General features: G+C 49.3%; 11 protein-coding genes and 1 pseudogene. 4 read left to right on the top strand and 8 right to left on the bottom strand.

Features of this window, described 5'->3' with window-relative positions:
- Position 1 precedes the first annotated feature (1 nt).
- Positions 2 to 1,183 carry a galactokinase gene (locus PIL01S_RS17685; protein WP_127538654.1) on the bottom strand — a complete coding sequence of 394 codons (1,182 nt, stop codon included), beginning with the start codon at positions 1,181 to 1,183 and terminating at the stop codon, positions 2 to 4.
- 153 nt (positions 1,184 to 1,336) lie between these two features.
- Between PIL01S_RS17685 and PIL01S_RS17680 the strand changes: the two genes are divergently transcribed.
- A complete protein-coding gene (locus PIL01S_RS17680) occupies positions 1,337 to 2,299 on the top strand; it encodes an AraC family transcriptional regulator (protein WP_246058418.1) in 963 nt (320 codons plus the stop codon).
- A 155-nt stretch (positions 2,300 to 2,454) separates the two neighbouring features.
- Here PIL01S_RS17680 and mgrA read toward each other — a convergent pair whose 3' ends face one another.
- From mgrA to PIL01S_RS17650, 6 genes are all read right to left on the bottom strand, one after another.
- A complete protein-coding gene (gene mgrA, locus PIL01S_RS17675; protein WP_095289537.1) occupies positions 2,455 to 3,462 on the bottom strand; it encodes an L-glyceraldehyde 3-phosphate reductase in 1,008 nt (335 codons plus the stop codon).
- A gap of 81 nt (positions 3,463 to 3,543) precedes the next feature.
- Positions 3,544 to 4,284: an NAD-dependent protein deacylase gene (locus tag PIL01S_RS17670; protein ID WP_127538653.1), complete on the bottom strand. Its 741-nt coding sequence runs from the start codon at positions 4,282 to 4,284 to the stop codon at positions 3,544 to 3,546.
- Positions 4,285 to 4,314: 30 nt separating this feature from the next.
- The gene (locus PIL01S_RS17665; RefSeq protein ID WP_127538652.1) at positions 4,315 to 5,091 is read right to left on the bottom strand and encodes an HAD family hydrolase; all 777 of its coding nucleotides are present in this window, start codon (positions 5,089 to 5,091) and stop codon (positions 4,315 to 4,317) included.
- Positions 5,092 to 5,120: 29 nt separating this feature from the next.
- On the bottom strand, positions 5,121 to 5,885 hold the full coding sequence (locus PIL01S_RS17660; protein ID WP_127538651.1) for an alpha/beta fold hydrolase: 765 nt from the start codon (positions 5,883 to 5,885) through the stop codon (positions 5,121 to 5,123).
- A 90-nt stretch (positions 5,886 to 5,975) separates the two neighbouring features.
- Positions 5,976 to 6,641, bottom strand: a complete 666-nt coding sequence (locus tag PIL01S_RS17655; protein WP_095359776.1) for a bifunctional 2-keto-4-hydroxyglutarate aldolase/2-keto-3-deoxy-6-phosphogluconate aldolase — start codon at positions 6,639 to 6,641, stop codon at positions 5,976 to 5,978.
- A gap of 87 nt (positions 6,642 to 6,728) precedes the next feature.
- Positions 6,729 to 7,694, bottom strand: coding sequence for a sugar kinase (locus PIL01S_RS17650; protein WP_127538650.1), 966 nt, complete (start codon positions 7,692 to 7,694; stop codon positions 6,729 to 6,731).
- Between the two features lie 222 nt (positions 7,695 to 7,916).
- Between PIL01S_RS17650 and PIL01S_RS17645 the strand changes: the two genes are divergently transcribed.
- The 3 genes and pseudogenes from PIL01S_RS17645 (at position 7,917) to ilvD (ending at position 11,327) form a co-directional block, all read left to right on the top strand.
- Positions 7,917 to 8,957: an acyltransferase family protein gene (locus tag PIL01S_RS17645; RefSeq protein ID WP_127538649.1), complete on the top strand. Its 1,041-nt coding sequence runs from the start codon at positions 7,917 to 7,919 to the stop codon at positions 8,955 to 8,957.
- Between the two features lie 121 nt (positions 8,958 to 9,078).
- Positions 9,079 to 9,321: pseudogene (locus PIL01S_RS17640) on the top strand (KGG domain-containing protein); the annotation flags it as partial.
- A 320-nt stretch (positions 9,322 to 9,641) separates the two neighbouring features.
- Positions 9,642 to 11,327: a dihydroxy-acid dehydratase gene (gene ilvD, locus PIL01S_RS17635; protein WP_095289529.1), complete on the top strand. Its 1,686-nt coding sequence runs from the start codon at positions 9,642 to 9,644 to the stop codon at positions 11,325 to 11,327.
- Between the two features lie 149 nt (positions 11,328 to 11,476).
- Here the strand turns inward: ilvD and PIL01S_RS17630 are convergent, their stop codons facing one another.
- Positions 11,477 to 12,901: a polysaccharide deacetylase family protein gene (locus PIL01S_RS17630; RefSeq protein ID WP_127538647.1), complete on the bottom strand. Its 1,425-nt coding sequence runs from the start codon at positions 12,899 to 12,901 to the stop codon at positions 11,477 to 11,479.
- Positions 12,902 to 12,950 lie beyond the last annotated feature (49 nt).

The raw sequence follows: 12,950 nt of genomic DNA, 5'->3' as shown, positions 1-12,950 counted from the left end.
TTCACTTCGCCTCCTTCAATTCTTTGACACCGTCGCCTACTCCGCACACATAGAAGTCTCCCTTAAGACTTGTACGTGCTTCATACGCTGCCCCCACTTCGCGGACAAAACGTTCTACATCATCCTCATGTACCAGTGACACCGTACATCCACCGAATCCGGCTCCCGTCATGCGTGCGCCAAGTGTGCCTGGAATGCGCTGCGCCTCCTCCACCATCACGTCCAATTCCTCACAGCTTACTTCATACAGATATCGGAGCGATTCATGGGAAGCATTCATCAGCTTGCCGAACGTTTCCAGATCGTTATTACGCAGTGCTTCCACTGATGCAAGCACACGTGCATTCTCTTCCACGACGTGCTCGGCACGCTGTCTTACCTTCTCATCCTTGATGTGATCCTGCAGTGTTACAAATTGCTCCGGCGTCAGTTGCGCCAGATAATCAAGTGCAGGCAGCTGTTCCTTCAAAATGGCAAGTGCCTGCTCGCATTGGGAGCGCCGCTCGTTATAGGCCGAGTCTACCAAACCGCGACGTTTGTTCGTATTGCCAATGACCAGCTTATAAGAGCCCGTACGGAAAGGTACTTTCTCATATTCAAGCGTATCACACATCAGCAGAATGGCATGATCTTCTGCTCCGTTAGCCACAGCAAACTGATCCATAATGCCGCAGTTGACGCCAACGAACTCGTTTTCTGCTTTTTGGGACAGAAGCGACAACTGTACTGTATCGATCTCGGATACACCTTCCATGGATTGAATCGCGTATCCCGTAAGCACCTCCAGCGAAGCCGAAGAGGAGAGTCCGGCACCGTTCGGGATTTCACCGTGGTACAGGAAGTCATATCCTTTCGTTACCTTCACGCCTTTAGCTTGCAGTTCAACCATGACACCAACTGGATAATCTGTCCACTCCCCTGTTTTCTCCTTGCCGATCGAGGATGTGTCCAGCACGCCTTCATAGGACATATTGGTGGAAGCCAGCTGCAATTTGTCGTCCTTCCGTTCCCGGATAACAAGTGTTGTACCGAATTCAAGTGCTGCCGGAAGCACGTACCCGCCATTGTAGTCGATATGTTCCCCGATCAGATTAACACGTCCAGGAGCATGGAATACACGGAGATCCGCTTCACTCTCTCCGTACTTCTCAATAAACTTTTGTTTCAATTCATGTATGTTCATTGCTGCTGCACCTCATCTCAATGTTGTTGTTTTCTTAAGGTTATTATACAAGAAAGCGGTACCTCTTGAAATGCAACCATGTGTGTTTCATATGGATAAATGTGACCTTCCGTCATATAATGGAAAGAACACCACAGAAAGAAGGAACGGTACATGGTTGATCAACACAAGGAACATTCAGCAGTAGATCCGATAAAAAACACACAGGAATCCTCGGGGAAAAGTGGAGCAAAAACGTACTCAGTTGCCTCCAATCCGGTCTATTATGATAAGGGACCATTACATGTCCTTTTTGCAGGCGCAAGCCAGACCCTTCCGGGTCATGCCCTTGGTCCAAAACTATACGATTACTATCTGCTTCATTATGTAGAAAAGGGCGCTGGTACATTCCGTACGGAACTCCATACCTACGAATTATCCGCAGGAGATTGTTTCCTCATTCATCCCGGGCAACTGGTCAGCTACCAGTCCGATGCCCGCCGCCCCTGGGAATATCGATGGATGGCCTATACAGGCAGCCAGGCTGGGAAACACACGGAAGAAGCGGGCTTTCGTCCGGAAAAATCCGTTTTTCATGCCGGTCCATCCTGCGGAATTGCTGACTGGCTATCCGTCATGCAAAATGCATTTGCGGAGCGCAAGGAAAGCTCTCATTTTACATCCATCGGTACGTTATATATGATTCTAGCCGAAGCCCAAAATCACCTTTCTCAGGGACAAACCCTGATTCCTGGTGAATCTTCGATTAGGCGGACGGTAAAACAGATGATCCAATACATGTCTACCCAATATGCTCACCCCGTCTCCATTGAACAGATGTCGGCCAGCCTCGGCTACAACCGCGCTTATTTATCCCGGATATTCAAGCAGGAAACCGGTCTGTCCCCGGTCACGTATCTGCTCAAGCTCCGCATTGACAAGTCACGGCAGCTGCTGCGTGAACGTCCGGATCTGTCCATTGAGCAGGTATCCGCATCCGTAGGACTGCCAGATGCCCTTTATTTCTCCAAACAGTTCAAACGTTTCCACGGAGAAGCCCCGACTCTCTATCGGGAAAATATTCTCTCCAGACCTCCAGCTCCGAGGCCCGGCATGGCACAACCAAACAAGAAATAACCCTTCAGGAAAAGTGTAAGTGTTGCGAACAACGTCTGTTTACTTGGGCACCATGCATGATTGCAAATTAGTGAAAAAGAAAAGAAGATGCATCTGCCATTACGGCTAACATGCACCTTCTTTTTTCATTTAATTATAGGTTCTCAATCACATGCTTATTTGTCATGATGTTCGGGACTGAGAATGGATTCAATTCGCTCCAGCTCTTCCGATGAGAAGTCCAGCTGATTGAGTGCGGCCACATTCTCCTCGATCTGCGATGTACGGCTTGCACCGATCAATGCCGACGTTACCCTACCGCTTCGCAAAACCCAGGCAAGCGCGAACTGCGCCAGACTCTGACCACGAGCTGCAGCAATCTGATTGAGAGCACGAACTTTGCGCAGCGTCTCAGGTGAGATATTGTTCTCGTTCAAGAAAACGGACGGCCCTTTTGCACGAGAATCCTCCGGAATACCGTTCAGATATTTGTTCGTCAGTACCCCCTGTGCCAAAGGACAAAATGCAATGCTGCCTGCACCATACTCATCCAGCACGTCCTGCAGCCCATCTTCAATCCAGCGGTCCAGCATGGAATACTTCGGCTGGTGGATCAATAGAGGTGTACCCAAACCTTTCAGAATTTCGGCAGCCTCTCTCGTCTGCTCCGCCGGGTAATTGGAGATGCCCACATAGAGTGCTTTACCCGAACGAACAATATGGTCCAGAGCCATCATCGTTTCTTCCAGCGGTGTTTCCGGATCATAACGATGGGAATAGAAAATATCGACATAATCCAGCCCCATCCGCTTCAGACTTTGATTCAGGCTGGATACCAGATTCTTGCGGGAACCCCATTCGCCATACGGTCCGGGCCACATATAATATCCCGCTTTGGTGGATATCACCAGTTCATCCCGATAGGGCTTCAGATCCTGGGCCAGCACCTGACCAAACAGCTGCTCTGCAGAACCTGCGGGCGGACCGTAATTGTTGGCAAGATCGAAATGCGTAATGCCCAGATCAAAGGATCGAGTAATCATGTTTCGACCGTTCTCTGCATTATTGATGCCGCCAAAATTATGCCAGAGTCCAAGTGAAATGGCCGGAAGTTTCAGTCCAGAACGTCCAACCCGGTTATATTTCATCGTTTCATAGCGTGTATCGCTGGCTAAGTAGACCATCATGAATCCCTTCTTTCCCCAGGTTCCGCTTCCTGCACTCTGTTCGAGCGCGGGAGAAGGCGGTTATTTCAGACAAACCGTTTAACCAAGAAGCTGGTCCACCTTAATCATTACCTCGCCGATCGGCTCGGTAATCAGCAAATCTGCCTGCCGGTCATACGCCGTTGGCGTGGCATTCAGTAAGACGGTGTGTTTTCCCCGAAAATACGTAATTAGCTGTGCAGCAGGATGGACGGTCAGTGAGGTACCACCGACCAGCAGCAGATCAGCAGAAGAGATTGCATCCACAGACTGGTATAGCGTGTTCTGGTCCAATTCCTCTTCATAGAGCACAACGTCAGGCTTAATGACTCCATTACAAGCTGCACAGCGGGGAACCGCATCCTTCGACCGAATGATGTCATCCAGCGGGTAGAAACGCCCGCAATCCATGCAGGCATTCCGATGAACGGACCCATGCAATTCGAATACGTTGGTGCTGCCTGCTTTTTGATGCAACCCGTCGATATTCTGGGTAATGACCGCCTTCAACCGACCTTCCTGCTCCAAACGTGCAAGGAGCTTATGACAACCGTTGGGTTGGGCATCGGGATGAAGCATTTTGCCCCGATAGAAATCATAGAAAATATCGGCATGCTGATCGAAAAAGTGACGACTCAGCAGTTCCTCCGGCGGATAAGGGGAATGCTGCTCTGTCTGATATAGGCCCGCGGCAGAGCGGAAGTCGGGAATCCCGCTTTCGGTCGACGTTCCTGCCCCTCCGAAAAAAACAATATTCGAACTTTCCTGAATCCAGGAAGCCAGCTGTTCTACCTCGTTCATCCTCTCTCCTCCTTAGCGGAATAATCCCGTTCAGGCACCATCCGGACTCACCCGGATTTCATGATAATCCCCAATAACGACATCCGCATCCTGTAAATGTACTGCTTCCTTCCCAGGGGGACAAAAACCAATAACATGTGAAACTCCTGCGTTCAGTCCCATCTGCATATCCCCGTTGCTATCACCTATAACGATGGCCTGGTTAGGATGAATATGTAATTCACGACATGCCAGCTTGGCAGTTTCGCCATTCGGCTTGCCTAATGTAACGCGGTCACACCCTACAATGGACGTAAAGAAAGACCGTATCCCCATCCATTCCAGATGCTCTTCGGCTGCCGATGTGCTGTCCGAGGTTACCACCGCCACCTTGATCGAAGCTGCTTGGCAGCTCTGCAAAAAAGAAATCAAGCCAGGCATAGGCTCGGCCTGCCGTTTGGAACGCACTTCCTGCATGGCTGAATTGGAGAGCTCGCGGACTGTTGTGATCGCATCATTCCATGGCATGCCTGCTGCATACAACTGTCCGGCCAGGAGCCCTGTACTCTCATCTACAGTAGCGATGGCCAGCGGACCCTGCCTGTCATAATCAAAAATGTGTCCTTCGCTGTCGTGGACTGTACCGAGCACCTTGCCTCTTTCCACCGTGAAACCAGTCCCCATGCCTGATAAGACGGCTTCCAATTGATTTAGCAAGGAATCGGCCCACGGCCCCCATAATTGCAAAAATTCAAGAAGTGTCCCATCCTTATCGAACAAAATGCCCTGACAGGGAATCTGCAGACCCTTTACTTGAAGTATGGCCATAACCTAGCCGCCCCTCCTGGCAAATGTATTTATTGGATACCTTCGAGCCATTCAGTAACCGCCTTTACCGTTTGAGACAACTGCTCTTCGCCCGTAATTTCAGGTTCTCCGTCACCACTCTGGTGCCCGTAGTCACCGAACTGCGAGTGGTTCCCTCCTTCAATGGTGTAGTACACCGTGTCTTCCGGCAGATAGACGCGGCCGTTTTGGTATTTGGTCGCATTGACGACTTCGTCATTGGTACCCAATATGGATAGCGCCTGAATCCCCAATGACTTCACGCTGCCTTTTTGATCCGGATAGGACGCCAGGAAAAAGATGCCTTGAAGCGCGCCCGGATGGGATGCTGCATAACGTGCAGCCATGGATCCACCCAATGAGTGTCCACCCATGACGAATGATTCGTCCGGATAAGCATTACGAATATCATCTGCCAGGTTTTGTTTCAGTACTGCCAGATTGACCGGCATTTTGGCAATGATGGTATGGTGTCCGGCTTCTGCCAACTCGTGAGCCAGAGGAGCATAACTTTCCGGTTTCACCAAACCACCCGGATAGAAAATAACACTAATCCCTTCAGGTTTGTCTGGCATAAAATCAATCCAGTTTTCCTGTTCACTCACCGTAACCTGATCCGCTGTTTCCATAGCCTTCTGGGCCATTTCCTGCGGTCCGTACGGGGTAAATAGCTTCCAGGCAACAAACCCGCCGCCAATGACAATGAGCGCCAGAAGTACGAGCAGAAATTTTCCGATGCCCCTCTTCTTGCGCCCTGTATTATACCGGTTCCTCAACTTCAATCACCTTTCTTCACTTACCGCAGGTACTGCGGCTCTTGGGGAATAGGAGCAAGGCTGAACCTGCTCACATTCCCCGCCTTGCCTCTATTCCGCTTTCGCCTTACGGTAAGCATCCATATATTGTTCCGCCTTGCGGCGAACATGACTTAAATCCCCTGTTTTCATCGCTTCGGAAGTCAGGTCGGACCCGATCCCCACAGCTACGGCTCCTCCCTTGATCCAATCGCCCAGATTGGACAAGGATACCCCGCCGGTCGGCATAAAATTCGCTTGAGGCATAGGCCCCTTCATCGTCTTGATAATGGATGGATCATACAGATTGCCTGGGAACAGCTTCACGATGTCCACACCAAGCTCAAGCGCACGTTGAACATCGGCAATGGTCATCACGCCAGGCAGGATCGGAATTCGATAGAGATTGCAGATCTGTACGGTATCCGGATTCAGCGATGGTCCGACAACAAACTCAGCACCTGACATGATTGCAGCTCTTGCTGTCTGGGGCTCAAGCACTGTTCCTGCTCCTATTATGGCAAACTTTTCGGGATCCTGTGTGTTCCAATGGTAGACACGGCTCAGTTTCTCGATGGCTTTGAGTGCACTGGGAACCGTCATCGTAATCTCAATCACTTTGATTCCACCGGCGATGGCTTGCTCGGCCATGGCGATGACCTGATCGGCAGAGTCGGCCCGAAGTACGGCGACTACCCCGTTATCCGTTATTTTTTGCAGCAGCTGAAGCTTCTTCATTTCATTCTCTCCCTTATCAATGTGGTTGTTTATTACAAGCCTTATAATTGAAGAACGAAGATGAGACTTACATGATATCAGCAGCGACTAGCGCTCAACATGGGTTACGTTGTTCAGCTTGGCCTCGACTTGCTCCCACGTCGGAAGCGCCTCCCAATCACCAACGGCCTGTATGACCATGGAGCCAGTTAAGTTCCCGAGCCGGGTAGCCTCCTGCGGAGAGTATCCCTTGAGCAGGCCTGATAGGAAACCTGCACAAAATCCATCTCCCGCGCCAACCGTATCCAGCACATGATCCGCCTTGAAGTACGGAACTTCCGTTAGGGTACCATTCACCAATACATAGGTCAAATCCGGTCCGCCTTTTACGATGGAGACAGCATTCAGAGCTGACAAACGTTCGAATATCTTCTGCTCATCCTGTTCGTTATACAGCAGCTTCATCTCGTCCAGGCCAGGCAAAAAGTAGTCAGCCTGCTCTGCCAGACGAAGCAAAACCGGACGAGCCTGCTCTGCTGACCAGAGTTTAAGACGCAGATTCGGATCAAAACTTACTTTTACACCAGCCTGTTTGGCTATATGTATGGCAGCTTCTACCGTAGACAAACCCGAAGGGCTTATAGCGGCAGTAATACCTGTAACGTGCAAAATCTCAGCCCCGGCAATATAGTCCGGATCCAGATCATCCGGAGTCATCGCACTTGCAGCGGATAGTTTCCTATAATAATGTACAGAGGATTTCCCGGAAGCGTTCTCACGAATCATCAGACCTGTCGGTTCCGCGTCACTCAAGCGTGCTCTGGATACATCTACACCTTCACCACGAATTGCTTTTAAGATCATGGTGCCGATGGGATCCTGACCCAAGCGCCCAAACCAACCACTTGTATGGCCCAGTCGGGACACACCGATGGCCAGATTGCTCTCTGCGCCGCCAAACGACTTGTCCAATGAAGCCGCGTATTCAAGACCTCTTGTATCCTTGGCTGTCAGCAAACCCATACTTTCACCGAATGTAACAATTTCAGGACTTTGGCGGGTATTCGTTGACATCGTTTCTTAGCCTCCTTAAATTTACAATTCCTCATCTTCTTTTCCCATTGTCATCCTCTATGCAACCGTTGTCAATCCCGCTCGTTCATTTTGTTGTCACAGCTCCGGGAAAGGATAGCGCTTTCTATTGTGAATTATATCACAATGATTCCTTCATATCCGTATTACCCTTATGAAAGATACAGATGGCCTCGACCGTGAGGTCAACAGGAGGGTTACAACATGAACAACCGGACTGGAATCCGTGGTGATCAGGAATCATTTTTTTATAACTTGCGCTTTATGCTTATTGTCTGTGTACTCGTTGGAAATGCTCTTGAACCACTCATTACACGCTTTGCGGGAGCAGAGGCTCTGTTCCTGTGGATATATACATTTCATATGCCGTTATTCGTATGGGTTACCGGATATTTCGCCAGACATGCACCTCATGGTGCATCCGGACGCAAAGTGCTTAAACAAATTGCGCTTCAATACGTTCTGTTTCAATCGTTATACGCTCTAATGGATGTTACGGTGTTCCACACCCCGCACATGAAACTGTCCTTTTTTGCTCCTTATCTGTTGCTGTGGTTTCTGGCCAGTCACTTCTGCTGGAGGCTCCTGCTCAGAGCTACCTTATCGTGGAAGCCGATCTATCGGCTCATTGCCTCCATCCTGCTGGGAGTAGTGGCGGGTTACTTGCCTGTGGATGGATTTTGGCTCAGCTTCAGCCGAACGTTTGTGTTTCTCCCTTTCTTCATGATCGGTTATGACTATGGAGCGTCCATTCGTTCTTATGTGCGAACTGGCTGGGGGCGTCATGCCGCCGCAATATTATCTGCTGGTCTTTTGATATGGATAGGTTTGGGAGGACTTCAGATCTCCACAGGTTGGTTAATGGGCAGCATGACTTATGCTGAACTCGGTCACCATGAGTGGTATGCCGGAATCTATCGTCTTGCAATTTATGCCCTCGAAATGATCTCGGGAGCTCTATTTCTGGGCTGGGTGCCTTCTCTTACATCCAGACTGACCGATATGGGACGGCGTACACTTTATGTATTTCTCCTGCACGGATTTCTCGTTCGCATTATGATCTGGTCAGGCGTTTATAATTATATCGAAAGCGGATTATACATTCCCGTGATCGTTGCCATTGCCGTAATGTTTGCTGTACTATTGGCACAGCCCGCAGTACGTCATGCCTTTCGGCCTGTAATCGAACCGGATATCTCCCGGTTTTCCCTGCATCGCCGTGAAATATTCAAACGTTCTGCTTGAATGCTCATCTGCCCCTTATTCCTTACCCTCTATCGTAACGGCTTGTTTCAGGCTGGAAGCAACGTGGTAAGTAGGGATACGCGCTACAAAAAACAACTTATCCCTTAAGGAGTGATTTGTAATGGCACGTTCACAGGCAGCTGGACAAAAGATGAGTCGAGAGGAAGCAGGCCGATTGGGTGGCAGAGCCACCTCCAAAAATCATGACCGCAGCTTTTACCAAATGATAGGCAAAAAAGGTGGAGAAGCGACCTCTGATGCTCATGATTCCGATTTTTACAAGGAGATTGGTCGCAAGGGTGGCGAAGCAACCTCCGAAACGCATACCAAAGAATTCTATCGTGAGATCGGACGCAAAGGTGGAAGCAACTAGCCTTTCACACCGAATCTTATCCGAATAATAACAAAACGTTATATTGCTGTTAAGAAAGCCGAACTCCATGAAAATGAGAGACGGCTTCTTTCTATTGATTGTAGAAATATGACGACGGTTGTGATAGACTCTATAAAAAACCGGGTTGTTCACGGGTTTAAAGCAGCAAAGAACTTCATAAACTACGGGAAGCTCGAAGCCGACCGAGTCGGTTATTTTTTAGAGTACGGATGAAATTAAACGACAGATGCACTGCCATTTATATTTCCATTCATGTTGCTCAATATTATATATTTGGGGGGAAATACACCATGTCAGCCAATAAGATGCGTTCCGATATGATCAAAAAGGGTTTTGACCGTGCACCACACCGGAGTCTGCTCCGCGCAGCGGGCGTTAAAGAAGAGGACTTCGGCAAGCCGTTTATCGCTGTTTGTAACTCTTACATTGATATCGTGCCGGGCCACGTTCACCTGCAGGAATTCGGTAAAATCGTAAAGGATGCTATTCGTGAAGCGGGCGGCGTTCCATTCGAATTCAACACCATCGGAGTAGATGATGGAATTGCCATGGGACACATTGGTATGCGTTACTCGCTGCCAAGCCGTGATATTATCGCGGATTCCGTGGAAACGGTTGTATCAGCACACTGGTTCGACGGCATGGTCTGTATCCCGAACTGCGACAAAATCACACCAGGCATGATGATGGGTGCACTCCGCTGCAATATCCCTACTGTATTTGTAAGTGGTGGCCCAATGAAAGCAGGTCGTGACAGCAATGGTAAGGCCCTGTCCCTGACTTCCGTATTTGAAGGCGTAGGTGCCTTCCAGGCTGGTAAAATCGACGATAAGAGCTTGCTCGAGCTTGAACAGTTCGGTTGCCCAACTTGCGGTTCTTGCTCCGGTATGTTCACAGCAAACTCAATGAACTGTCTGGCTGAAGCGATGGGACTGGCTATGCCAGGTAACGGTACCATTTTGGCTGTAGCTCCTGAGCGTCGTGAATTTGTTAAACAATCCGCGAAACAATTGATGGAACTCATCAAACTGGATCTGAAACCACGCGATATCGTTACGGTTGAAGCGATCGACAACGCCTTCGCACTGGATATGGCTATGGGTGGTTCAACCAACACTGTACTGCACACTTTGGCTCTCGCTCATGAAGCAGGCATCGATTATCCAATCGAGCGCATCAATGAAGTGGCTAACCGTGTACCTCACCTGGCGAAGCTTGCACCTGCATCCGACCTGCACATCGAAGACGTACACAATGCCGGCGGCGTAAGTGCAGTTCTAAACGAATTGCTGAAGAAACCAGGTGCGATCCACGCTGATTGTATTACCGTAACAGGTAAAACGATCCGTGAGAACGTAGAGGGACAAGAGATTCAGGATACGAATGTTATCCACAAGCTGGATAACCCGCATTCCGAAAGAGGTGGCCTTGCCGTATTGTTTGGTAACCTTGCACCGGAAGGCGCGATTATCAAAGTTGGTGCGGTTGATGCTTCGGTTGGCGGTTACCACAAAGGACCTGCGATCTGCTTCGATTCACAGGAAGAAGCACTCGAAGGCATCGCGAACGGCAAAGTAAAAGAAGGACACGTTGTCGTTATCCGTTACGAAGGACCAAAAGGCGGACCAGGTATGCCTGAGATGCTTGCTCCAACTTCCCAGATCGTAGGTATGGGACTTGGTGCCAAAGTCGGTCTGATCACAGACGGACGTTTCTCTGGTGCATCCCGCGGTATCAGTATCGGCCACATCTCTCCGGAAGCAGCAGAAGGCGGTCCAATCGCTTTTGTTGAAGAAGGAGATATCATTGAGCTGGATCTGAACAACCGCATTATCGAGCTGCACATCAGCGATGAAGAGTTCGAACGTCGCCGTGCAGGTTGGAAAGGCTTCGAGCCGAAAGTAAAAACAGGCTTGCTGGCTCGCTATTCCAAACTCGTTACCAACGCAAGTAACGGTGGGGTTTTGAAAATTTAATCTCCTGCAATTTTTCAATTGTTTTGCTATCTGAAGCAAATTACAAAATAAAAAGGGTTGCTCCTCTGCCAGTGTTGGCAAGGGAGCAACCCTTTTTGCATTGATTTACATGCAATCGAATTAGATATGAATAATACCCTTCTAGTTTATTAAACCGTTGGTGTGTTGTTCAGCTCAGCACCGGCCAGGACATCCGCTTCACTCTCCACCAGATCTGTTTGCATCTGTTCCGTTGTTGCAGCTACAAAGGCATGTTGTCCGTAACGCTCCATTAATACACCAAGCGGCATGGCAATCATTTTCGGAACCAATTGCTCGGATCGCTGTTTCAGACGCTTGGTTCCTGAAGGATGAATTACACTCAGCAATAGTTTGAGATACACCTTGGAAGCCGAACTGAAAGGTCCAGGCGGCAGATCCTTAACGGTAAATCCGAATTTCTCAGGTCCCCGATTAATCATACTTACACCGTACACTGCTTTGGCAGAACGGAGTTCAGGTTCCGATGCAATCTGCCGAGCCAGATCGGGAAGCTGCTGTTCCATAGCCCGAATCATACGGATGGCCAGATGCATACTGGAGCGCGAGGTCATCCCGAGCTCGAATAATTTTTTATTATCAAAATGAAGTTCAATAACCGGGTCGCCGTTTCGGATGACTTGCCCCTCGCTCATTTCAACCAACGCACCGTGATATACACGGGATCGATAATGAAGCATCGGGTCTTCCGGCGAAGCTGTCCGCAGATGGTACACCCAGTGGAACAACTTCTCCCAGCCAAGCCATAAAGCAACCACAATTCGTTTCCATGGGGATAATACGGTTTGAGCTGGACTCGTTTTCTGAGATTCACTCACGGTAATGCCTCCTCCCATCAAGGTATCGATGCGTACACTTTGCAATCCCTGCCGCTCGGCCTCTTGCAGTACCACTTCCAAGGCCTGGAGCATCTGTTCAGGTGCATGTGCATCAGCCCCAAGCGTGGTACCCCGGTCATGCAACAGCATGACTTCTCCGCCTCTGAGCTCTTTCAACATGCGTTCTGTCAGTTTCTTCGCTCCGACACGACTTCTCCAATCCTCGAACATGGAAGACCACAGGACAATCTGGCGATCCTTTCTGCTGAAAAAATCAAATAGGTTCATGATCCCCCAAGGCGGACGGTAAAAACAGGTTCTTACCCCCGTGACCTCCTCTATAATCTGGCCTGTTCGCTGTATCTGATTTTTAACCGTACGCGGCCGCATTAACCAGTTTGTTTTGTGGATGTAGTTATGGATTCCGATCAGATGTCCTTGCTCATGAATGTGCTGGATAAGTTCCGGGTGACTGGCCGCATGCTCCCCAACCACAAAAAAAGTCGCCTTGGCATCGTATTGCTTCAGCAATCGGAGCAACCTTGGCGTATATACCGGATCGGGACCATCATCGAAAGTTAACGCAAACTGTGTATCGCTTTTTCCACGCCTGAACACGCGCAACCCAAAGAGTCTGCTGATCAAACTAGGAATAAAGGCGTAAAAAGATGAAATGTACAATGCCCATAAAAATAGGCTCTGAAGTAAATTTGTCATGCTCTGATTCCCCACTTCTCTTGCTGAATGACTGCTCCCATCCAAGTAC

Origin of the sequence: Paenibacillus illinoisensis NBRC 15959, from assembly GCF_004000925.1 — a bacterium.
Lineage (GTDB): Bacteria > Bacillota > Bacilli > Paenibacillales > Paenibacillaceae > Paenibacillus > Paenibacillus illinoisensis.
This window is presented reverse-complemented; position numbering and strand designations above follow the sequence as displayed.

Excerpts from the sequence above, each read along its gene's own strand:
- PIL01S_RS17680 (WP_246058418.1), top strand. The coding sequence starts at position 1,337 with ATGGTTGATCAACACAAGGAACATTCAGCAGTAGATCCGATAAAAAAC.
- mgrA (WP_095289537.1), bottom strand. The coding sequence starts at position 3,462 with ATGGTCTACTTAGCCAGCGATACACGCTATGAAACGATGAAATATAAC.
- PIL01S_RS17665 (WP_127538652.1), bottom strand. The coding sequence starts at position 5,091 with ATGGCCATACTTCAAGTAAAGGGTCTGCAGATTCCCTGTCAGGGCATT.
- PIL01S_RS17685 (WP_127538654.1), bottom strand. The coding sequence starts at position 1,183 with ATGAACATACATGAATTGAAACAAAAGTTTATTGAGAAGTACGGAGAG.
- PIL01S_RS17655 (WP_095359776.1), bottom strand. The coding sequence starts at position 6,641 with ATGAAGAAGCTTCAGCTGCTGCAAAAAATAACGGATAACGGGGTAGTC.
- PIL01S_RS17630 (WP_127538647.1), bottom strand. The coding sequence starts at position 12,901 with ATGACAAATTTACTTCAGAGCCTATTTTTATGGGCATTGTACATTTCA.
- PIL01S_RS17645 (WP_127538649.1), top strand. The coding sequence starts at position 7,917 with ATGAACAACCGGACTGGAATCCGTGGTGATCAGGAATCATTTTTTTAT.
- ilvD (WP_095289529.1), top strand. The coding sequence starts at position 9,642 with ATGTCAGCCAATAAGATGCGTTCCGATATGATCAAAAAGGGTTTTGAC.
- PIL01S_RS17650 (WP_127538650.1), bottom strand. The coding sequence starts at position 7,694 with ATGTCAACGAATACCCGCCAAAGTCCTGAAATTGTTACATTCGGTGAA.
- PIL01S_RS17670 (WP_127538653.1), bottom strand. The coding sequence starts at position 4,284 with ATGAACGAGGTAGAACAGCTGGCTTCCTGGATTCAGGAAAGTTCGAAT.